Source organism: Bathymodiolus thermophilus thioautotrophic gill symbiont (genome assembly GCF_003711265.1).
Taxonomy (GTDB): domain Bacteria; phylum Pseudomonadota; class Gammaproteobacteria; order PS1; family Pseudothioglobaceae; genus Thiodubiliella.
Map to the genome: position 1 here is coordinate 84480 of NZ_CP024634.1, position 23250 is coordinate 107729.

General features: G+C 40.6%; 8 protein-coding genes and 4 pseudogenes. 5 read left to right on the plus strand and 7 right to left on the minus strand.

Going from position 1 to position 23250, the window contains the following annotated elements; all coding sequences use genetic code 11:
• Positions 1–139: 139 nt before the first annotated feature.
• The gene (locus MS2017_RS00290; RefSeq protein ID WP_122950893.1) at positions 140–1144 is read right to left on the minus strand and encodes an IS5 family transposase; all 1005 of its coding nucleotides are present in this window, start codon (positions 1142–1144) and stop codon (positions 140–142) included.
• A 117-nt stretch (positions 1145–1261) separates the two neighbouring features.
• Positions 1262–1500 (minus strand): annotated as a pseudogene (locus MS2017_RS00295) (phosphoribosylaminoimidazolesuccinocarboxamide synthase); the annotation flags it as partial.
• Between the two features lie 244 nt (positions 1501–1744).
• On the opposite strand from MS2017_RS00295, the gene MS2017_RS00300 reads away from it, so the two are divergent.
• Entirely contained in the window at positions 1745–5803 is a 4059-nt protein-coding gene (locus MS2017_RS00300) for a beta strand repeat-containing protein (protein WP_164707547.1), read from the plus strand.
• A gap of 47 nt (positions 5804–5850) precedes the next feature.
• On the opposite strand, the pseudogene MS2017_RS00305 reads toward MS2017_RS00300, so the two are convergent.
• Positions 5851–6173: pseudogene (locus MS2017_RS00305) on the minus strand (phosphoribosylaminoimidazolesuccinocarboxamide synthase); the annotation flags it as partial.
• Positions 6146–6379 carry a hypothetical protein gene (locus MS2017_RS00310; RefSeq protein WP_122950895.1) on the minus strand — a complete coding sequence of 78 codons (234 nt, stop codon included), beginning with the start codon at positions 6377–6379 and terminating at the stop codon, positions 6146–6148. The gene MS2017_RS00310 and the pseudogene MS2017_RS00305, both read right to left, overlap by 28 nt.
• A gap of 38 nt (positions 6380–6417) precedes the next feature.
• Here MS2017_RS00310 and MS2017_RS10915 point away from each other — a divergent pair, with 38 nt between their 5' ends.
• The gene (locus MS2017_RS10915) at positions 6418–10476 is read left to right on the plus strand and encodes a beta strand repeat-containing protein (RefSeq protein ID WP_164707548.1); all 4059 of its coding nucleotides are present in this window, start codon (positions 6418–6420) and stop codon (positions 10474–10476) included.
• 57 nt (positions 10477–10533) lie between these two features.
• Here MS2017_RS10915 and MS2017_RS00320 read toward each other — a convergent pair.
• Positions 10534–10856 (minus strand): annotated as a pseudogene (locus MS2017_RS00320) (phosphoribosylaminoimidazolesuccinocarboxamide synthase); the annotation flags it as partial.
• A 147-nt stretch (positions 10857–11003) separates the two neighbouring features.
• On the opposite strand from MS2017_RS00320, the gene MS2017_RS00325 reads away from it, so the two are divergent.
• Positions 11004–12008, plus strand: a complete 1005-nt coding sequence (locus tag MS2017_RS00325) for an IS5 family transposase (protein WP_122950896.1) — start codon at positions 11004–11006, stop codon at positions 12006–12008.
• Positions 12009–12166: 158 nt separating this feature from the next.
• On the opposite strand, the gene MS2017_RS00330 is transcribed toward MS2017_RS00325, so the two are convergent.
• Complete coding sequence (locus MS2017_RS00330) at positions 12167–12376, minus strand: hypothetical protein (protein ID WP_122950897.1); 210 nt, start codon at positions 12374–12376, stop codon at positions 12167–12169.
• 38 nt (positions 12377–12414) lie between these two features.
• On the opposite strand from MS2017_RS00330, the gene MS2017_RS10920 reads away from it, so the two are divergent.
• On the plus strand, positions 12415–18519 hold the full coding sequence (locus MS2017_RS10920) for a beta strand repeat-containing protein (RefSeq protein ID WP_164707549.1): 6105 nt from the start codon (positions 12415–12417) through the stop codon (positions 18517–18519).
• A 47-nt stretch (positions 18520–18566) separates the two neighbouring features.
• Here MS2017_RS10920 and MS2017_RS00345 read toward each other — a convergent pair.
• Positions 18567–18895 (minus strand): annotated as a pseudogene (locus MS2017_RS00345) (phosphoribosylaminoimidazolesuccinocarboxamide synthase); the annotation flags it as partial.
• Between the two features lie 243 nt (positions 18896–19138).
• Here MS2017_RS00345 and MS2017_RS10925 point away from each other — a divergent pair.
• Positions 19139–23221: a beta strand repeat-containing protein gene (locus MS2017_RS10925; RefSeq protein ID WP_164707550.1), complete on the plus strand. Its 4083-nt coding sequence runs from the start codon at positions 19139–19141 to the stop codon at positions 23219–23221.
• Positions 23222–23250: the final 29 nt, after the last annotated feature.

The following is a 23250-nucleotide window of genomic DNA, read 5'->3' on the forward strand; positions in this document are numbered from 1 at the left end:
AAACCCTCAATTTTTGACTTTTCAAAGTCAAAAAACATATAAAATCCAGCTTTCATTAAAAAAATCATCAATATCAACTATAAATCGCTCATTTTTTACTCTTTTTTGTACTGTTTCCACAAAAAAGACACAATAATCCCTAGGTTGCATTTAATCCCTTGTTAATATAAACATTCGCCGCTCTAACTAGATTATAAGCAATAGCTTTAAGATTAACTTCGCTGGCAACTTTCTCTAAACCAATATAACGACTTCTTGCCAAACCATAAGTGCGTTTGAGCGTACCAAAGGTGCGTTCAACCACAAACCTTCTTTTGCTGATTGCTTTATTGCGTAATTTATTCCAATGACTCATTTGCTTGCCTTTGGGTTTTTTGCGCATAATACCATCTCTTAACTTTTGTGCTTTAAGTGCTTCACTATTAGCTTGAGAGGCTGTTCCTTTGTCGTATAAAACTCTTACGCCTTTTTGATTGCCTGCCTGTTTAACATTTTCTTCAAAATGAGTCATTTCACTATCATTAGCAGGGTGCGTAGTGGCTTTGTTAATTAATCCATTGGCATCAGTTGTTACTACTGATGAATATCCATAAGTGTATTTTCCCGCCTTAAATGTCCATCTTGCATCTTTATCATCTGAATATTGAATTGGGTTACTATCAATCTCATAAACCTCACCAGTTTTGTGTGTTGTAATAATCTTCTTAGTGCGTCTAGCACTTTGAATTAAGGTTGCATCCATGGCAACATGTTTGCCATTAGAGAGTTTGAGTTGATTATTCTCAAGCATAAGATTGATGCTACTCAAAAGTCTATCAAATAGATTTTGTTTGATTAGTTTGGTTCTAAATCTGCCAATGGTTGTAGCATCAGGTTTGTTGCCACTTAGGCTAAAGTTGCAAAAGTTAATAAAGACTAAATCTCTACTAAGACTATCAGCCAACTTCTCATCAGAGAGATTGTGCCATGTGCCTATTAATAGCGCTTTAAACAGACTAACAGCAGAATAGTCAACTTTAATATGAGACAGATCTTTGGCTATAACTTCCCAATCGATAACTTTGTTAATGATGTCTAGTTGGGAGTTTGGTATGTTGATAAAACTATCAGCAAAGGTTTGTTCTTGAGTGGTTTTAACTCGCATTTTTTTGTAAGTGTCTGATAATTATAGTATTTTATCATAAATGCTAATGTTTGCATAAGGTTTTGAGGGTTGATTTGTGATTTTTTGTTGGGTTTTTTAGTTTAATGCAGGGGTCTTAGGTGGGGTTTTGTCCCAGTCTAGTGTTTCTAAACAATCACGCACAATTTGCTTGTCAAAACTTTTTGGACTGGTGCCGATGTGGTGTCAGATTTTGACCAAAAGCGTGATGAATCGGGGGTTAGAACTTCGTCCATTAAGGTTAAGCAATTGTTTTCATCCAGTCCAAATTCAAACCTGGTGTCAGCGATAATAATGTCTTTTTTCAGGGCGTAGTCGCTGGCGAAATTGTAGCGTGCATGGACACCAAATTATTGCCAATTGCCAATTGGCATTTGGTAGATTGCATTATCACCTGTAAGTGAGGCGTGCATTTTTGTATGTTGCCTGTTGTTATCATTGTACGGTTTTTTTGTAATTCATCATTGTTTTTTATTGGGTTGTTTTTTAGACCTTTATTCCCAACAATTTAATCTTTAAGCGTAAATTTTTTAAGATTAACCAATGTATAATTACATAAATAATAATTAAATGGAGAGAAACATGAAAAAATCCCAAATTACAACACAACAGAATAAAGCTCAAAAAATTACTAACCAACTTAACAAAGAAGTGCTTACCCTTACCAAAGGCACCCACCACATCCAACCACAAACTGGCATCGCCTACCAACTAAACCCCAAAGATTTTAATACTAAAAAAACCAGCCTAATCGCCAAAAGAGTAAACGATGATTTAGAAGTCACATTTGCAGAAAGCGTCCTCATCTTTGACAACTATTTCACCCTTTGCAAAACCGACTTATCTTGCCTAGTTTCCCTCCCCACCGAAGACGGTGGTCTTTACCATGTGGTTGCCGACACTTTCTTTACTTTAGAAGACGGCACTCAAGTCGTTTATTTTTATGGCGAACAATCCATTGTTGCTACAGAATCTAGTGCAACAAGCACAGACGGCAATCAAAGTTTCTCTGATGTTATTGCCTCAAACATAGGCATCGTGGCCGCCGTTGTGGTTGCAGCCGTTGTGGTAGCCAGTAGTGGCAGTGATGGCGATGGTGACGATACAACACAGCCACTCGCAATCGCTTTAACGAATGACGCAGGTTCATCAAATAGCGATGGGATTAGCAAAAATGGCGAAATTACGATTAAGCATTTAAAAAGTGGTGACACTTGGGAGTATTCCACTGACGGCGGTAATAGTTTTATCAGTGGCACAGGCAATAGTTTTGTGCTGGCTAGTGGCACTTATGGGGCAAACGATATTCAGGTTAAAGTGAGTGGCAGCGCCACAATTATCAAGTACGCCTCCTCTATTACTATAGACACCTTAGCCCCTTCCTTCACCAGTGCAGCAACTGCCGAGGTTGAAGCAAATACCGAAGCATCGACAACAATATATACAGCAGCAACAGACGACAATACGGTAACTTATACTTTAAAAGCGGGAGAGCAACAAGACAAATTTACCATTAGTAATACTGGCGAATTAAAATACAAACAAGCGCAAACGCAAGCAGGCACCCACACAGTGACTATCATTGCCACCGATATTGCAGGCAATACAGCGGAAAAAACTGTTAGCGTATCGGTCGTAGATATCGGTTTGTCAACCTCAATTACTTGGAACAATATCGGCACTGACAATATCATCAATACTGCTGAGATGGCAACGGCTACTTTGAGTGGCACAGTGAGCGTTATTGGCACAGTGAGTTCAATAAGTGTTAGTAGCATTGTTTTTAAACAAGGTGATACTACTGTTCATGTGATTACTACCAATCTTCCAGCTATTGTTAACAATACTTGGGCTTTAGACAATAACAGCGCTTGGACTTCAAAACTTACTCAGGGCGATTACACAGTTACTATTAACCTTGCTGGCAAAAACAGTGACAACCAAGATGTTACGGGTGTAGATTCAACAACAATAAAGGTTGACATGGCTCCACCAGTCCAACCCACATTTATTTTAGCAGATGACACAGGGGCATTAGATGACGATAAGGTTACCAAGATTGGCACAATAACAGTTGCTAGTTTGGAAGAAGGTGCAACTTGGCAATATTCCACAAATGGTGGCACTAACTGGACTAACGGCACAGGCACCAGTTTTACGCTGGCTGAAGGCACCCATGCTATTGATGCCATTCAGGTTAAGCAAACCAATATAGCGGGTAATGTCTCAAGCGTTGTTAAGAATGCTGGCGCTATTGTTGTAGATACCTCAAATCCTTTGTTTGCTGGTGCGTCCACTGCTAATGTAGGGATAAATGCTGCTATCACTACAATTGTTTATGATGCTCAAGCCAGTAATCTTAATGGTGGCAATGCAGATGATGGTGTTACTTATAGCATAAAAAATGCAAGCACCAGTAAGTTTGCAATTACTACTGATACTGGCATCGTTACTTATAAAGCAATACAAACGACAGTGCATAGTGACACAGTAACTATTGTTGCCACTGATGTTGCAGGTAATGCAACAGAACGGGTTGTTACTGTGTCGGTGAGAGATTCTATTGCACAAGGTTTTGTTATGAATGGAGAAAGTGCTGGGGACGAGAGCGGCTATTCAGCCTCCTCAGCAGGCGATGTCAATGGCGATGGTTTGGATGATTTGATTGTTGGTGCTTTTAATGCAGACCCTGATAATAAAAACGATGCAGGTAAATCTTATGTTGTATTTGGTAAAATCAATAGCAGTGCTGTTGATTTATCAGCCATAGCCTCAGGCACAGGCGGCTTTGTTATTGGTGGTGAGAGTGCTTGGGATAATAGTGGGCACTCAGTCTCCTCAGCAGGCGATGTCAACGGCGATGGCTTGGATGATTTGATTGTTGGTGCTCGTTTTGCAGATCCTAATAGCAAACACGATGCAGGTAAATCTTATGTTGTATTTGGTAAAACTGATAAAGACGCTGTTGATTTATCAGCCATAGCCTCTGGCACGGGTGGCTTTGTTATTAATGGTGAGAATGATGAGGATTATAGTGGGCACTCAGCCTCCTCAGCAGGCGATGTCAACGGCGATGGCTTGGATGATTTGATTGTTAGTGCTTTTTTTGCAGACTTTCGCGCAGACTTTCGCGCAGGTAAATCTTATGTTGTATTTGGTAAAAAAGACAAAGTTGCTGTTGATTTGTCAATCATAGCCTCAGGCACAGGCGGCTTTGTTATTGGTGGTGAGGATGCTAATGATTGGAGTGGCTACTCAGTCTCCTCAGCAGGCGATGTCAACGGCGATGGCTTGGATGATTTGATTGTTGGTGCTCTTTATGCAGATCCTAATAGCAAAGACGAGGCAGGTAAATCTTATGTTGTCTTTGGTAAAACTGATAAGGACGCTGTTAATTTATCAACTTTAGGCGCAGGTGGCTTTGTTATTAATGGTGAGAGTACTGACGACGAGAGTGGCACCTCAGTCTCCTCAGCAGGCGATGTCAACGGCGATGGCTTGGATGATTTGATTGTTGGTGCTCGTTATGCAGATCCTGCTAATAAAAGCAATGCGGGCAAAACTTATGTTGTATTTGGTAAAACCAATGCAAGTGCTATTAATTTATCAGCCATAACCTCAGCCTCAGACACGGGTGGCTTTGTTATTAATGGTGAGAGTGCTGACGACGAGAGTGGCTACTCAGCCTCCTCAGCAGGCGATGTCAACGGCGATGGCTTGGATGATTTGATTGTTGGTGCCTATCAAGCAGATCCTGATAATAAAAGCAATGCAGGTAAATCTTATGTTGTATTTGGTAAAACCAATGGTAGTGCTGTTGATTTATCAGTCATAGCCTCTGGCACAGGTGGTTTTGTTATTAATGGTGAGAATATTGATGATGGCAGTGGCCGTTCAGTCTCCTCAGCAGGCGATGTCAACGGCGATGGCTTGGATGATTTGATTGTTGGTGCTTATCAAGCTGATCCTAATAGTAAAAACAAAGCAGGTAAATCTTATGTTGTATTTGGTAAGACAGACACAAAAGCCATTGATTTAGCAGATGTTAGTGCTGGCAATGGTGTTGCTGCTCATGCTATTGATTTTCAAGGTAATGGCGAGAGCAACACACTTACAGGTACCTCTGCTGATGAGTTGTTTGTTGCTGGTTTAGGCAATGATGTTTTAACAGGTAACGGCGGTGCCGATGTCTTTAATGCAGGCAAAGGTGATGATATTATTATTATTAATGCGGACAACCTTGCTAAACTCTCCAGCAAGGTATTGAGTAATCATTTACTCGCTCGTGTTGACGGGGGTGGTAATACCGATACGCTGAAATTAGCAGGTGCGGATCTAAATCTAGATCTCACTCAAATAGACAATGGCCGCATTCAAGACATTGAAATCATTGATTTAACAGGGTCAGGTAACAATACTTTGACACTCAATCTGAATGATTTGCTGGATATTTCTACTTCAACCAATGTTCTTAAAGTTATAGGTGATACGGGTGATAAAGTTGATATAGAACTTAGTAACAATGCTTTTGCTAAAGATTCTACAAAAACAGAGGACGGCATTACTTATGATATTTATAATAATGTTAATGCTGCTGACACTGTAGAATTATGGGTAGAACAAGATTTAGCGGTGTTTTAGATAATTTTTTTATCGTTTAACCTTGGTGCAATGAAACAATATTTCGACTAAATCTTTGTTGTTTGCATTAGCAATTGTTGCACTTGGCGGTATTGTTGTGCAGTTTTTTGGGTGATATTATCTGGCAGGCTTGGTGCAGGTGGGGTTTTGTCCCAGTCTAGTGTTTCTAAACAATCACGCACAATTTGCTTGTCAAAACTTTTTGGACTGGTGCCGATGTGGTGTCAGATTTTGACCAAAAGCGTGATGAATCGGGGGTTAGAACTTCGTCCATTAGGGTTAAGCAATTGTTTTCATCCAGTCCAAATTCAAACCTGGTGTCAGCGATAATAATGTCTTTTTTCAGGGCGTAGTCGCTGGCGAAATTGTAGCGTGCATTGACACCAAATTATTGCCAATTGGCATTTGGTAGATTGCATTATCACCTGTAAGTGAGGCGTGCATTTTTGTATGTTGCCTGTTGTTATCATTGTACGGTTTTTTTTGTAATTCATCATTGTTTTTTATTGGGTTGTTTTTTAGACCTTTATTCCCAATAATTTCATCTTTAAGCGTAAAATTTTTAAGATTAACCAATGTATAATTACATAAATAATAATTAAATGGAGAGAAACATGAAAAAATCCCAAATTACAACACAACAGAATAAAGCTCAAAAAATCACCAACCAACTTAACAAAGAAGTGCTTTCCCTCACCAAAGGCACCCACCACATCCAACCACAAACTGGCATCGCCTACCAACTAAACCCCAAAGATTTTAATACTAAAAAAACCAGCCTAGTCGCCAAAAGAGTAAACGATGATTTAGAAGTCACATTTGCAGAAAGCGTCCTCATCTTTGACAACTATTTCACCCTTTGCAAAACCGACTTATCTTGCCTAGTTTCCCTCCCCACCGAAGACGGTGGTCTTTACCATGTGGTTGCCGATACCTTCTTTACTTTAGAAGACGGCACTCAAGTCGTTTATTTTTATGGCGAACAATCCATTGTTGCTACAGAATCTAGTGCAACAAGCACAGACGGCAATCAAAGTTTCTCTGATGTTATTGCCTCAAACATAGGCATCGTGGCTGCCGTTGTGGTTGCAGCCGTTGTGGTAGCCAGTAGTGGCAGTGATGGCGATGGTGACGATACAACACAGCCACTCGCAATCGCTTTAACGAATGACGCAGGTTCGTTAGATAGCGATGGGATTAGCAAAAATGGCGAAATTACGATTAAGCATTTAAAAAGTGGTGACACTTGGGAGTATTCCACTGACGGCGGTAATAGTTTTATCAGTGGCACAGGCAATCGTTTTGTGCTGGCTAGTGGCACTTATGGGGCAAACGATATTCAGATTAAAGTGAGTGGTAGCGCCACAATTATCAAGTACGCCTCCTCTATTACTATAGACACCTTAGCCCCTTCCTTCACCAGTGCAGCAACTGCCGAGGTTGAAGCAAATACCGAAGCATCGACAACAATATATACAGCAGCAACAGACGACAACACGGTAACTTATACTTTAAAAGCGGGAGAGCAACAAGACAAATTTACCATTAGTAATACTGGCGAATTAAAATACAAACAAGCGCAAACGCAAGCAGGCACCCACACAGTGACTATCATTGCCACCGATATTGCAGGCAATACAGCGGAAAAAACTGTTAGCGTATCGGTCGTAGATATCGGTTTGTCAACCTCAATTACTTGGAACAATATCGGCACTGACAATATCATCAATACTGCTGAGATGGCAACGGCTACTTTGAGTGGCACAGTGAGCGTTATTGGCACAGTGAGTTCAATAAGTGTTAGTAGCATTGTTTTTAAACAAGGTGATACTACTGTTCATGTGATTACTACCAATCTTCCAGCTATTGTTAACAATACTTGGGCTTTAGACAATAACAGCGCTTGGACTTCAAAACTTACTCAGGGCGATTACACAGTTACTATTAACCTTGCTGGCAAAAACAGTGACAACCAAGATGTTACGGGTGTAGATTCAACAACAATAAAGGTTGACATGGCTCCACCAGTCCAACCCACATTTATTTTAGCAGATGACACAGGGGCATTAGATGACGATAAGGTTACCAAGATTGGCACAATAACAGTTGCTAGTTTGGAAGAAGGTGCAACTTGGCAATATTCCACAAATGGTGGTACTAACTGGACTAACGGCACAGGCACCAGTTTTACGCTGGCTGAAGGCACTTATGCTATTAATGCCATTCAGGTTGGACAAATCGATGTATCAGGTAACATCTCAAGTGTTGTTAAGAATGCTGGCACTATTGTTGTAGATACCTCAAATCCTTCGTTTACCAGTGCAACAAATGTTAATTTTGAAATAAATGCTGCTATCACTACAACTGTTTATGATGCTCAAGCAAGTAATCTTAATGGTGGCAATGCAGATGATGGTGTTACTTATAGCATAAAAAATGCAAGCACCAGTAAGTTTGCAATTACTACTGATACTGGCATCGTTACTTATAAAGCAATACAAACGACAATGCACACTGACGCAGTAACTATTATTGCCACTGATGTTGCAGGTAATGCAACAGAACGGGTTGTTGCTGTGTCGGTGAGAGGTTCTGTTGCACAAGGTTTTGTTATGAATGGTGAGAATGTTGAGGATCATAGTGGTAAATCAGTCTCCTCAGCAGGCGATGTCAATGGCGATGGCTTGGATGATTTAATTGTTGGTGTTTATTTTGCAGACCCTACTAATAAAAGCAATGCAGGAAAATCTTATGTTGTATTTGGTAAAGTTGACGAAACTGCTATTAATTTATCAGCCATAGCCTTAGGCACAGGTGGCTTTGTTATGAATGGTGAGAGTGCTGGGGATTATAGTGGCCACTCAGTCTCCTCAGCAGGCGATGTCAATGGCGATGGCTTGGATGATTTGATTGTTAGTACTAGTCTTGGTGAAGATGGTGTAGGTAAAGTAGGTAAATCTTATGTTGTATTTGGCAAAACTGATGGAAGTGCTGTTAATTTATCAGTCATAGCTGCTGGCACGGGTGGTTTTGTTATTAACGGTGAGAATGCTGGTGATTGGAATGGCTACTCAGTCTCCTCAGCAGGCGATGTCAATGGCGATGGCTTGGATGACTTAATTGTTGGTTCTTTTCAAGCAGACACTAATAGTAAAAGTGACGCAGGAAAATCTTATGTTGTCTTTGGTAAAACTAATGAAAGTGCTGTTAATTTATCAGTCATAGCTGCTGGTACGGGTGGTTTTGTTATTAACGGTGAGAATGCTAATGATTTCAGTGGCTACTCAGTCTCTTCAGCAGGCGATGTCAATGGCGATGGTTTGGATGACTTAATTGTTGGTGCTTTTCATGCAGACTCTAATGGTAAAAATAATGCAGGCAAATCTTATGTTGTATTTGGCAAAAAAGAAAAAGATGCTGTTAATTTATCAGTTATAGCCGCTGGCACGGGTGGCTTTGTTATTAATGGTGAGAGTATCGCTGATGATTTCAGTGGCGCCTCGGTCTCCTCAGCAGGTGATGTCAATGGCGATGGCTTGGATGATTTGATTGTTGGCGCTCATTTTGCAGATCCTGCTAGTAAAAGCGAGGCAGGTAAATCCTATGTTATATTTGGGAAAACTGATGAAACCTCTGTTGATTTATCAAAGATAGCCTCAGGCACGGGTGGCTTTGTTATTAATGGTGAGAATATTGATGATAGGAGTGGCGTCTCAGTCTCCTCAGCAGGCGATGTCAACGGCGATGGCTTGGATGATTTGATTGTTGGTGCTTATCTGGCAGATCCTAGTGGTACAAATAATGCAGGCAAATCTTATGTTGTATTTGGTAAAAAAGACAAGGCTACTGTTGATTTATCAGTCATAGCCTCAGGCACGGGTGGCTTTGTTATTAACGGTGAGAATGCTGGGGATTTCAGTGGCGTCTCAGTCTCCTCAGCAGGCGATGTCAATGGCGATGGTTTGGATGATTTGATTATTGGTGCTCGTCAAGCAGACCCTGATAATAAAAGCAAAGCAGGTAAATCTTATGTTGTATTTGGTAAAACCGATACAAAAGCCGTTGATTTAGCAGATATTAGTGCTGGCAATGGTGTTGTTGCTCATACTATTGATTTTCAAGGTAATGATGATGATAATACACTCACAGGCACCTCTGTCGATGAGTTGTTTGTTGCTGGTTTAGGCAATGATGTTTTAACAGGTAACGGCGGTGCCGATGTCTTTAATGCAGGCAAAGGTGATGATACTATTGTTATTAATGCGGACAACCTTGCCAAACTCTCCAGCAAAGTGCTGAGTAGCGATTTACTCGCTCGTGTTGACGGGGGTGGTAATACCGATACGCTGAAATTAGCAGGTGCGGATCTAAATCTAGATCTCACTCAAATAGACAATGGTCGCATTCAAGACATTGAAATCATTGATTTAACAGGGTCAGGTAACAATACTTTGAAACTTAATCTTAATGACTTATTGGATATTTCCAGTTCAACCAATGTTCTTAAAGTTATAGGTGATGCGGGTGATAAAGTTGATATAGAACTTAGTAACAATGCTTTTGCTAAAGATTCTACAAAAACAGAGGACGGCATTACTTATGATATTTATAACAATGTTAATGCTGCTGACACTGTAGAATTATGGGTAGAACAAGATTTAGCGGTATTTTAGATAATTTTTTTAAAGCTTTTTATCGTTTAACCTTGGTGCAATGAAACAATATTTCGACTAAATTTTTGTTGTTTGCATTAGCAATTGTTGCACTTGGCGGTATTGTTGTGCAGTTTTTTGGGTGATATTATCTGGTAGGCTTGGCGCAGGTGGGGTTTTGTCCCAGTCTAGTGTTTCTAAACAATCACGCACAATTTGCTTGTCAAAACTTTTTGGACTGGTGCCGATGTGGTGTCAGATTTTGACCAAAAGCGTGATGAATCGGGGGTTAGAACTTCGTCCATTAAGGTTAAGCAATTGTTTTCATCCAGTCCAAATTCAAACTTGGTGTCAGCGATAATAATGTCTTTTTTCAGGGCGTAGTCGCTGGCGAAATTGTAGCGTGCATTGACACCAAATTATTGCCAATTAAGACCCCTGCATTAAACTAAAAAACCCAACAAAAAATCACAAATCAACCCTCAAAACCTTATGCAAACATTAGCATTTATGATAAAATACTATAATTATCAGACACTTACAAAAAAATGCGAGTTAAAACCACTCAAGAACAAACCTTTGCTGATAGTTTTATCAACATACCAAACTCCCAGCTAGACATCATTAACAAAGTTATCGATTGGGAAGTTATAGCCAAAGATCTGTCTCATATTAAAGTTGACTATTCTGCTGTTAGTCTGTTTAAAGCGCTATTAATAGGCACATGGCACAATCTCTCTGATGAGAAGTTGGCTGATAGTCTTAGTAGAGATTTAGTCTTTATTAACTTTTGCAACTTTAGCCTAAGTGGCAACAAACCTGATGCTACAACCATTGGCAGATTTAGAACCAAACTAATCAAACAAAATCTATTTGATAGACTTTTGAGTAGCATCAATCTTATGCTTGAGAATAATCAACTCAAACTCTCTAATGGCAAACATGTTGCCATGGATGCAACCTTAATTCAAAGTGCTAGACGCACTAAGAAGATTATTACAACACACAAAACTGGTGAGGTTTATGAGATTGATAGTAACCCAATTCAATATTCAGATGATAAAGATGCAAGATGGACATTTAAGGCGGGAAAATACACTTATGGATATTCATCAGTAGTAACAACTGATGCCAATGGATTAATTAACAAAGCCACTACGCACCCTGCTAATGATAGTGAAATGACTCATTTTGAAGAAAATGTTAAACAGGCAGGCAATCAAAAAGGCGTAAGAGTTTTATACGACAAAGGAGCAGCCTCTCAAGCTAATAGTGAAGCACTTAAAGCACAAAAGTTAAGAGATGGTATTATGCGCAAAAAACCCAAAGGCAAGCAAATGAGTCATTGGAATAAATTACGCAATAAAGCAATCAGCAAAAGAAGGTTTGTGGTTGAACGCACCTTTGGTACGCTCAAACGCACTTATGGTTTGGCAAGAAGTCGTTATATTGGTTTAGAGAAAGTTGCCAGCGAAGTTAATCTTAAAGCTATTGCTTATAATCTAGTTAGAGCGGCGAATGTTTATATTAACAAGGGATTAAATGCAACCTAGGGATTATTGTGTCTTTTTTGTGGAAACAGTACAAAAAAGAGTAAAAAATGAGCGATTTATAGTTGATATTGATGATTTTTTTAATGAAAGCTGGATTTTATATGTTTTTTGACTTTGAAAAGTCAAAAATTGAGGGTTTTGGGTTTTGATGGTTGGTTTTAGGGTGCTATGCAGGGGTCTTCAATTGCCAATTGGCATTTGGTAGATTGCATTATCACCTGTAAGTGAGGCGTGCATTTTTGTATGTTGCCTGTTGTTATCATTGTACGGTTTTTTTGTAATTCATCATTGTTTTTTATTGGGTTGTTTTTTAGATCTTTATTCCCAACAATTTCATTTTTAAGCGTAAATTTTTTAAGATTAACCAATGTATAATTACATAAATAATAATTAAATGGAGAGAAACATGAAAAAATCCCAAATTACAACACAACAGAATAAAGCTCAAAAAATTACTAACCAACTTAACAAAGAAGTGCTTACCCTCACCAAAGGCACCCACCACATCCAACCACAAACTGGCATCGCCTACCAACTAAACCCCAAAGATTTTAACGCTAAAAAAACCAGCCTAATCGCCAAAAGAGTAAACGATGATTTAGAAGTCACATTTGCAGAAAGCATCCTCATCTTTGACAACTATTTCACCCTTTGCAAAACCGACTTATCTTGCCTAGTTTCCCTCCCCACCGAAGACGGTGGTCTTTACCATGTGGTTGCCGACACCTTCTTTACTTTAGAAGACGGCACTCAAGTCGTTTATTTTTATGGCGAACAATCCATTGTTGCTACAGAATCTAGTGCAACAAGCACAGACGGCAATCAAAGTTTCTCTGATGTTATTGCCTCAAACATAGGCATCGTGGCCGCCGTTGTGGTTGCAGCCGTTGTGGTAGCCAGTAGTGGCAGTGATGGCGATGGTGACGATACAACACAGCCACTCGCAATCGCTTTAACGAATGACGCAGGTTCATCAAATAGCGATGGGATTAGCAAAAATGGCGAAATTACGATTAAGCATTTAAAAAGTGGTGACACTTGGGAGTATTCCACTGACGGCGGTAATAGTTTTATCAGTGGCACAGGCAATAGTTTTGTGCTGGCTAGTGGCACTTATGGGGCAAACGATATTCAGGTTAAAGTGAGTGGCAGCGCCACAATTATCAAGTACGCCTCCTCTATTACTATAGACACCTTAGCCCCTTCCTTCACCAGTGCAGCAACTGCCAAGGTTGAAGCAAATACCGAAGCATCGACAACAATATATACAGCAGCAACAGACGACAACACGGTAACTTATACTTTAAAAGCGGGAGAGCAACAAGACAAATTTACCATTAGTAATACTGGTGAATTGAAATACAAACAAGCGCAAACGCAAGCAGGCACCCACACAGTGACTATCATTGCCACCGATATTGCAGGCAATACAGCGGAAAAAACTGTTAGCGTATCGGTCGTAGATATTGGTTTGTCAACCTCAATTACTTGGAACAATATCGGCACTGACAATATCATCAATACTGCTGAGATGGCAACGGCTACTTTGAGTGGCACAGTGAGCGTTATTGGCACAGTGAGTTCAATAAGTGTTAGTAGCATTGTTTTTAAACAAGGTGATACTACTGTTCATGTGATTACTACCAATCTTCCAGCTATTGTTAACAATACTTGGGCTTTAGACAATAACAGCGCTTGGACTTCAAAACTTACTCAGGGCGATTACACAGTTACTATTAACCTTGCTGGCAAAAACAGTGACAACCAAGATGTTACGGGTGTAGATTCAACAACAATAAAGGTTGACATGGCTCCACCAGTCCAACCCACATTTATTTTAGCAGATGACACAGGGGCATTAGATGACGATAAGGTTACCAAGATTGGCACAATAACAGTTGCTAGTTTGGAAGAAGGTGCAACTTGGCAATATTCCACAAATGGTGGTACTAACTGGACTAACGGCACAGGCACCAGTTTTACGCTGACTGAAGGCACTCATGCTATTGATGCCATTCAGGTTAAGCAAACCAATATAGCGGGTAATGTCTCAAGCGTTGTTAAGAATGCTGGCGCTATTGTTGTAGATACCTCAAATCCTTCGTTTACCAGTGCAACGAATGTTAATTTTGAAATAAATGCTGCTATCACTACAACTGTTTATGACGCTCAAGCAAGTAATCTTAATGGTGGCAATGCAGATGATGGTATTACTTATAGCATAAAAAATGCAAGCACTAGTAAGTTTGCAATTACTACTGATACTGGCATCGTTACTTATAAGGCAATACAAACGACAGTGCACACTGACGCAGTAACTATTATTGCCACTGATGTTGCAGGTAATACAACAGAACGGGTTGTTGCTGTGTCGGTGAGAGGTTCTATTGCACAAGGTTTTGTTATGAATGGAGAAAGTGCTGAGGATTTGAGTGGCTTCTCAGTCTCCTCGGCAGGCGATGTCAACGGCGATGGCTTGGATGATTTGATTGTTGGTGCTTATCGAGCAGACCCTGATAATAAAAGCAATGCAGGTAAATCTTATGTTGTATTTGGTAAAACCAATAGCAGTGCTGTTGATTTATCAGCCATAGCTTTAGGCACAGGTGGCTTTGTTATCAATGGCGAGAATGCTGCTGATTGGAGTGGTTATTCAGTCTCCTCGGCAGGCGATGTCAATGGCGATGGCTTGGATGATTTGATTGTTGGTGCCAATGGGGTAGGCTCAAGTGTAGGCAGGTCTTATGTTGTGTTTGGTAAAGTTGATAAAAATGCTGTTAATTTGTCAGCCTTAGGCACGGGTAGCTTTGTTATCAATGGCGAGAGTGTTGGGGATAATAGTGGCTTCTCAGTCTCCTCAGCAGGCGATGTCAACGGCGATGGCTTGGATGATTTGATTGTTGGTGCTTATCAAGCAGACCCTGATAATAAAAGCGATGCAGGTAAATCTTATGTTGTATTTGGTAAAGTTGATAAAAATGCTGTTAATTTGTCAGCCTTAGGCACGGGTGGCTTTGTTATTAATGGTGAGAATGCTGGGGATTATAGTAGCATCTCAGTCTCCTCAGCAGGCGATGTCAACGGCGATGGCTTGGATGATTTGATTGTTGGTGCTCGTTATGCAGATCCTGCTAATAAAAGCAATGCAGGTAAATCTTATGTTGTATTTGGTAAAATCAATAGCAGTGCTGTTGATTTATCAGCCATAGCTTCAGGCACAGGCGGCTTTGTTATTAATGGTGAGAATGATGAGGATTTTAGTGGCCGCTCAGTCTCCTCAGCAGGCGATGTCAACGGCGATGGCTTGGATGATTTGATTGTTGGTGCTTATCAAGCAAACCTTGCTAATAAAGGCGATGCAGGTAAATCTTATGTTGTATTTGGTAAAATCAATAGCAGTGCTGTTGATTTATCAGCCATAGCCTCAGGCACAGGCGGCTTTGTCATTAATGGTGAGAATACCGAGGATTTGAGTAGCTTCTCAGTCTCCTCAGCAGGCGATGTCAACGGCGATGGCTTGGATGATTTGATTGTTGGTGCTCATCAAGCAGACCCTGCTAATAAAAACCATGCAGGTAAATCTTATGTTGTATTTGGTAAAACCAATGGCAGTGCTGTTGATTTATCAGCCATAGCCTCTGGCACAGGTGGTTTTGTTATTAATGGTGAGAGTGCTAGTGATAACAATGGCGTCTCAGTCTCCTCAGCAGGCGATGTCAACGGCGATGGCTTGGATGATTTGATTGTTGGTGCTTATCGAGCTGACCCTAATAGCAAAGACGATGCAGGTAAATCTTATGTTGTATTTGGTAAGACAGGCACAAAAGCCGTTGATTTAGCAGATATTAGTGCTGGCAATGGTGTTGTTGCTCATGCTATTGATTTTCAAGGTAATGGTGAGAACAATATACTTACAGGCACCTCTGCCGATGAGTTGTTTGTTGCTGGTTTAGACAATGATGTTTTAACAGGTAACGGCGGTGCCGATGTCTTTAATGCAGGCAAAGGTGATGATACTATTGTTATTAATGCGGACAACCTTGCCAAACTCTCCAGCAAAGTGCTGAGTAGCGATTTACTCGCTCGTGTTGACGGGGGTGGTAATACCGATACGCTGAAATTAGCAGGTGCGGATCTAAATCTAGATCTCACGCAAATAGACAATGGTCGCATTCAAGACATTGAAATCATTGATTTAACAGGGTCAGGTAATAATACTTTGACACTGAATCTGAATGATTTGTTGGATATTTCTAGTTCAACTAATGTGCTTAAAGTGGTTGGTAATTCGGGTGATAAAGTTGAAGTCAAGACACTCGGATTTGAAAAATCAAATGCAACCGAAGTTGCTAATGGTATTACTTATGATATTTATTCTCATGTAAGTTCATCTACTGCAAAATTATGGGTGGCACAAAGTTTAACCGTTTCTTTGCTGGTTCCTGTTGCACAAGGTTTTGTTATGAATGGTGAGACTGCTGGGGACGAGAGTGGCCTCTCAGTCTCCTCAGCAGGCGATGTCAACGGCGACGGCTTGGATGATTTGATTGTTGGTGTTTATCAAGCAGACCCTAGTAGTGGAAATAATGCAGGTAAATCTTATGTTGTATTTGGTAAAGTTGACGAAACTGCTATTAATTTATCAGCCATAGCCTCAGGCACGGGTGGCTTTGTTATTAATGGTGAGAGTGCTGAGGATAATAGTGGCCTCTCAGTCTCCTCAGCAGGCGATGTCAATGGCGATGGCTTGGATGATTTGATTATTGGTGCTTATTCTAGTCAAAACGGGGCAGGTAAATCTTATGTTGTCTTTGGTAAAACCAATGAAAGTGCTGTTAATTTATCAGTCATAGCTGCTGGCACGGGTGGTTTTGTTATTAACGGTGAGAATACTAATGATTTCAGTGGCCTCTCAGTCTCCTCAGCAGGCGATGTCAACGGCGATGGCTTGGATGATTTGATTGTTGGTGCTTATCATGCAGACCCTGATAATAAAAGCAATGCAGGCAAATCTTATGTTGTCTTTGGTAAAACCAATGAAAGTGCTGTTAATTTATCAGTCATAGCTGCTGGCACGGGTGGTTTTGTTATTAACGGTGAGAATGCTAATGATTTCAGTGGCTACTCAGTCTCCTCAGCAGGCGATGTTAACGGCGACGGCTTGGATGATTTGATTGTTGGTGCTTATCATGCAGACCCTAGTAGTGGAAATAATGCAGGTAAATCTTATGTTGTATTTGGTAAAATAAATGAAAGTGCTGTTAATTTATCGGTCATAGCCTCAGGCACAGGTGGCTTTGTTATTAATGGTGAGAATGTCGATGATTGGAGTGGCATCTCAGTCTCCTCAGCAGGCGATGTCAATGGCGATGGCTTGGATGATTTGATTATTGGTGCTTATTTTGCAGATCCTGCTAGTAAAAGCGAGGCAGGTAAATCCTATGTTATATTTGGGAAAACTGATGAAACCTCTGTTGATTTATCAAAGATAGCCTCAGGCACGGGTGGCTTTGTTATTAATGGTGAGAATATCGATGATTGGAGTGGCCACTCAGTCTCCTCAGCAGGCGATGTCAACGGCGATGGTTTGGATGATTTGATTGTTGGTGCTTATCTGGCAGATCCTAGTGGCACAAATGATGCAGGTGAATCTTATGTTGTATTTGGCAAAAAAGACAAAGCTGCTGTTGATTTATCAGTCATAGCCTTAGGCACGGGTGGCTTTGTTATTAACGGTGAGAATGCTGATGATTGGAGTGGCTATTCAGTCTCCTCAGCAGGCGATATCAACGGCGATGGCTTGGATGATTTGATTGTTGGTGCTTTTAATGCAGACCCTAATAATAAAAGCGATGCAGGTAAATCTTATGTTGTATTTGGTAAAACCGATACAAAAGCCGTTGATTTAGCAGATGTTAGTGCTGGCAATGGTGTTGTTACTCATGCTATTGATTTTCAAGGTAATGGCGAGAGCAACGCACTTACAGGTACCTCTGCCGATGAGTTGTTTGTCGCTGGTTTAGGCAATGATACTTTAATAGGTAACGGAGGCACCGATGTCTTTAATGCAGGAGCCGGTAACGATACTATTGTTATTAATGCGGACAACCTTGCTAAACTCTCCAGCAAGATGTTGAGTAATCATTTACTCGCTCGTGTTGATGGCGGTGGTAATACCGATACGCTGAAATTAGCAGGTGCGGATCTAAATCTAGATCTCACGCAAATAGACAATGGCCGCATTCAAGACATTGAAATCATTGATTTAACAGGTTCAGGTAACAATACTTTGAAACTTAATCTTAATGACTTATTGGATATTTCCACTTCAACCAATTTTCTTAAAGTTATAGGTGATACGGGTGATAAAGTTGATATAGAACTTAGTGACAATGCTTTTGTTAAAGATTCTACAAAAACAGAGGACGGCATTACTTATGATATTTATAACAATGTTAATGCTGCTGACACTGTAGAATTATGGGTAGAACAAGATTTAGCGGTGTTTTAGATAATTTTTTTATCATTTAACCTTAGTGCAATAGAGCAATATTTCGACTAAATCTTTGTTGTTTGCATTAGCAATTGTTGCACTTGGCGGTATTGTTGTGCAGTTTTTTGGGTGATATTATCTGGCAGGCTTGATCTTGGTGCAGGTGGGGTTTTGCCCCAGTCTAGTGTTTCTAAACAATCACGCACAATTTGCTTGTCAAAACTTTTTGGACTGGTGCCGATGTGGTGTCAGATTTTGACCAAAAGCGTGATGAATCGGGGGTTAGAACTTCGTCCATTAAGGTTAAGCAATTGTTTTCATCCAGTCCAAATTCAAATTTGGTGTCAGCGATAATAATGTCTTTTTTCAGGGCGTAGTCGCTGGCGAAATTGTAGCGTGCATGGACACCAAATTATTGCCAATTGGCATTTGGTAGATTGCATTATCACCTGTAAGTGAGGCGTGCATTTTTGTATGTTGCCTGTTGTTATCATTGTACGGTTTTTTTGTAATTCATCATTATTTTTTATTGGGTTGTTTTTTAGACTTCTGTTTCCAACAATTTCATTTTTAAGCGTAAATTTTTTAAGATTAACCAATGTATAATTACATAAATAATAATTAAATGGAGAGAAACATGAAAAAATCCCAAATTACAACACAACAGAATAAAGCTCAAAAAATTACTAACCAACTTAACAAAGAAGTGCTTACCCTCACCAAAGGCACCCACCACATCCAACCACAAACTGGCATCGCCTACCAACTAAACCCCAAAGATTTTAATACTAAAAAAACCAGCCTAGTCGCCAAAAGAGTAAACGATGATTTAGAAGTCACATTTGCAGAAAGCGTCCTCATCTTTGACAACTATTTCACCCTGTGCAAAACCGACTTATCTTGCCTAGTTTCCCTCCCCACCGAAGACGGTGGTCTTTACCATGTGGTTGCCGACACTTTCTTTACTTTAGAAGACGGCACTCAAGTCGTTTATTTTTATGGCGAACAATCCATTGTTGCCACAGAATCTAGTGCAACAAGCGCAGACGGCAATCAAAGTTTCTCTGATGTTATTGCCTCAAACATAGGCATCGTGTCTGCCGTTGTGGTTGCAGCCGTTGTGGTAGCCAGTAGTGGCAGTGATGGCGATGGCGATGTCAATGGCGATGGTGATGGTGACGATACAACACAGCCACTCGCAATCGCTTTAACGAATGACGCAGGTTCGTTAGATAGCGATGGGATTAGCAAAAATGGCGAAATTACGATTAAGCATTTAAAAAGTGGTGACACTTGGGAGTATTCCACTAACGGCGGTAATAGTTTTATCAGCGGCACAGGCAATAGTTTTGTGCTGGCTAGTGGCACTTATGGGGCAAACGATATTCAGATTAAAGTGAGTGGTAGCGCCACAATTATCAAGTACACCTCCTCTATTACTATAGACACCTTAGCCCCTTCCTTCACCAGTGCAGCAACTGCCGAGGTTGAAGCAAATACCGAAGCATCGACAACAATATATACAGCAGCAACAGACGACAACACGGTAACTTATACTTTAAAAGCGGGAGAGCAACAAGACAAATTTACCATTAGCAATACTGGCGAATTGAAATACAAACAAACGCAAACGCAAGTAGGCATCCACACAGTGACTATCATTGCCACCGATATTGCAGGCAATACAGCGGAAAAAACTGTTAGCGTATCGGTCGTAGATATCGGTTTGTTAACCTCAATTACTTGGAACAATATCGGCATTGACAATATCATCAATACTGCTGAGATGGCAACGGCTACTTTGAGTGGCACAGTGAGCGTTATTGGCACAGTGAGTTCAATAAGTGTTAGTAGCATTGTTTTTAAACAAGGTGATACTACTGTTCATGTGATTACTACCAATCTTCCAGCTATTGTTAACAATACTTGGACTTTAGCCAATAACAGCGCTTGGACTTCAAAACTTACCCAAGGCGATTATACGGTTATTGTTAATCTTGCTGGTAAAGGCGCTAGCAACCAAGATGTTACAGGCTTAAATTCAATAACAACAAAGATTGACATAACTCAACCAGCCCAGCCTACATTTACTTTAACAAATGACACAGGGGTATTAAATAGCGATGGTGTTACTAATAATGGCATGATGACGGTTGCTGGTTTGGAATCAGATGCAACTTGGCAATATTCCACGAATGGCGGCACTAACTGGACTAACGGCACAGGCACCAGTTTTACGCTGGCTGAAGGCACCCATGCTATTGATGCCATTCAGGTTAAGCAAACCAATGTAGTGGGTAATGTCTCAAGTGTTGTTAAGAATGCTGGCGCTATTGTTGTGGACACCTTAGATCCTTTGTTTGCTGGTGCGGCCACTGCTAACTTAGAGGTGAATGCTGCTATCACTACAATTGTTTATGATGCTCAAGCCAGTAATCTTAGTAGTGGCAATGCAGATGATGGTATTACTTATAGCATAAAAAATGCAAGCACCAGTAAGTTTGCAATTACTACTGATACTGGCATTGTTACTTATAAAGCAATACAAACGACAGTGCACACTGACGCAGTAACTATTATTGCCACTGATGTTGCAGGTAATGCAACAGAGCAGACGGTTACTGTGTCGGTGAGAATCACTGATATTGTACAAGGTTTTGTTATGAATGGTGAGAGCGCTGGGGACGAGAGTGGTTATTTAGTCTCCTCCGCAGGCGATGTCAATGGCGATGGTTTGGATGATTTGATTGTTGGTACTCCTCAAGCAGACCCTGCTAGTAAAGACAGCGCAGGTAAATCTTATATTGTGTTTGGTAAAACTGATGGAGCTACTGTTGATTTATCAGCCATAGCCTCAGGTATAGGTGGTTTTGTTATCAATGGTGAGGATGCTAATGACGAGAGTGGACATTCAGTCTCCTCAGCAGGCGATGTCAATGGCGATGGCTTGGATGATTTGATTGTTGGTGCTTATCATGCAACCCCCGCTAGTAAAAACAGCGCAGGTAAATCTTATGTCGTGCTTGGCAAGGTTGATGGAACCGCTGTTAATTTATCAGTCGTAGCCTCAGGCACGGGTGGCTTTGTTATCAATGGCGAGAGTGCTGAGGACGAGAGTGGCTATTCAGTCTCCTCAGCAGGCGATGTCAACGGCGATGGCTTGGATGATTTGATTGTTGGTGCTTTTGCAGGCTTTAGCGCAGACTCTAGCGCAGGTAAATCTTATGTTGTATTTGGCAAAAAAGACAAAGTTGCTGTTGATTTGTCAATCATAGCCTCAGGCACAGGCGGCTTTGTTATTGGTGGTGAGGATACTGATGATTGGAGTGGCTACTCAGTCTCCTCAGCAGGCGATATCAACGGCGATGGCTTGGATGATTTGATTGTTGGTGCTTTTTTTGCAGACCCTAGTAGTAGAAGCAGTGCAGGTAAATCTTATGTTGTATTTGGCAAAACCGATAAAGACGCTGTTAATTTATCAGCCATAGCCTTAGGCACGGGTGGCTTTGTTATTAATGGTGAGGGTACTAATGATCGGAGTGGCTACTCAGTCTCCTCCGCAGGCGATGTCAACGGCGATGGTTTGGATGATTTGATTGTTGGTGCTTATCAAGCAGACCCTGATAATAAAAGCGATGCAGGCAAATCTTATATTGTATTTGGTAAAAAAGACAAAGTTGCTATTGATTTATCAGACATAGCCTCAGACACAAGCACGGGTGGCTTTGTTATTAATGGTGAGAGTGCTGAGGACGGGAGTGGCCTCTCAGTCTCCTCAGCAGGCGATGTCAATGGCGATGGCTTGGATGATTTGATTGTTGGTGCTTATCGAGCAGACCCTGATAATAAAAGCAATGCAGGTAAATCTTATGTTGTATTTGGTAAAACCAACGGCAGTGCTGTTGATTTATCAGCCATAGCCTCTGGCACAGGTGGTTTTGTTATTAATGGTGAGAATACCGAGGATTTGAGTGGCCGCTCAGTCTCCTCAGCAGGCGATGTCAACGGCGATGGCTTGGATGACTTGATTATTGGCGCCTTTCAAGCAGACCTTAGTAGTAAAAACAAAGCAGGTAAATCTTATGTTGTATTTGGTAAGACAGACACAAAAGCCGTTGATTTAGCAGATGTTAGCGCTGGCAAAGGTGTTGTTGCCCATACTATTGATTTTCAAGGTAATGATGATGATAATACACTCACAGGCACCTCTGCCGATGAGTTGTTTGTCGCTGGTTTAGGCGATGATACTTTAATAGGTAACGGAGGCACCGATGTCTTTAATGCAGGAGCTGGTAACGATACTATTGTTATTAATGCGGACAACCTTGCTAAACTCTCCAGCAAGGTGTTGAGTAATCATTTACTCGCTCGTGTTGACGGGGGTGGTGATACTGATACGCTGAAATTAGCAGGTGCGGATCTAAATCTAGATCTCACGCAAATAGACAATGGCCGTATTCAAGACATTGAAATCATTGATTTAACAGGTTCAGGTAACAATACTTTGAAACTTAATCTTAATGACTTATTGGATATTTCCACTTCAACCAATTTTCTTAAAGTTATAGGTGATACGGGTGATAAAGTTGATATAGAACTTAGTGACAATGCTTTTGCTAAAGATTCTACAAAAACAGAGGACGGCATTACTTATGATATTTATAACAATGCTACTGCTACTGTAGAATTATGGGTAGAACAAGATTTAGCGGTGTTTTAGATAATTTTTTTAAAGTTTTTTATTATTTA

Coding starts and splice junctions, on each gene's coding strand:
- MS2017_RS00290 (WP_122950893.1), bottom strand. CDS start 1,144: ATGCGAGTTAAAACCACTCAAGAACAAACCTTTGCTGATAGTTTTATC.
- MS2017_RS10920 (WP_164707549.1), top strand. CDS start 12,415: ATGAAAAAATCCCAAATTACAACACAACAGAATAAAGCTCAAAAAATT.
- MS2017_RS10915 (WP_164707548.1), top strand. CDS start 6,418: ATGAAAAAATCCCAAATTACAACACAACAGAATAAAGCTCAAAAAATC.
- MS2017_RS00325 (WP_122950896.1), top strand. CDS start 11,004: ATGCGAGTTAAAACCACTCAAGAACAAACCTTTGCTGATAGTTTTATC.
- MS2017_RS00300 (WP_164707547.1), top strand. CDS start 1,745: ATGAAAAAATCCCAAATTACAACACAACAGAATAAAGCTCAAAAAATT.
- MS2017_RS10925 (WP_164707550.1), top strand. CDS start 19,139: ATGAAAAAATCCCAAATTACAACACAACAGAATAAAGCTCAAAAAATT.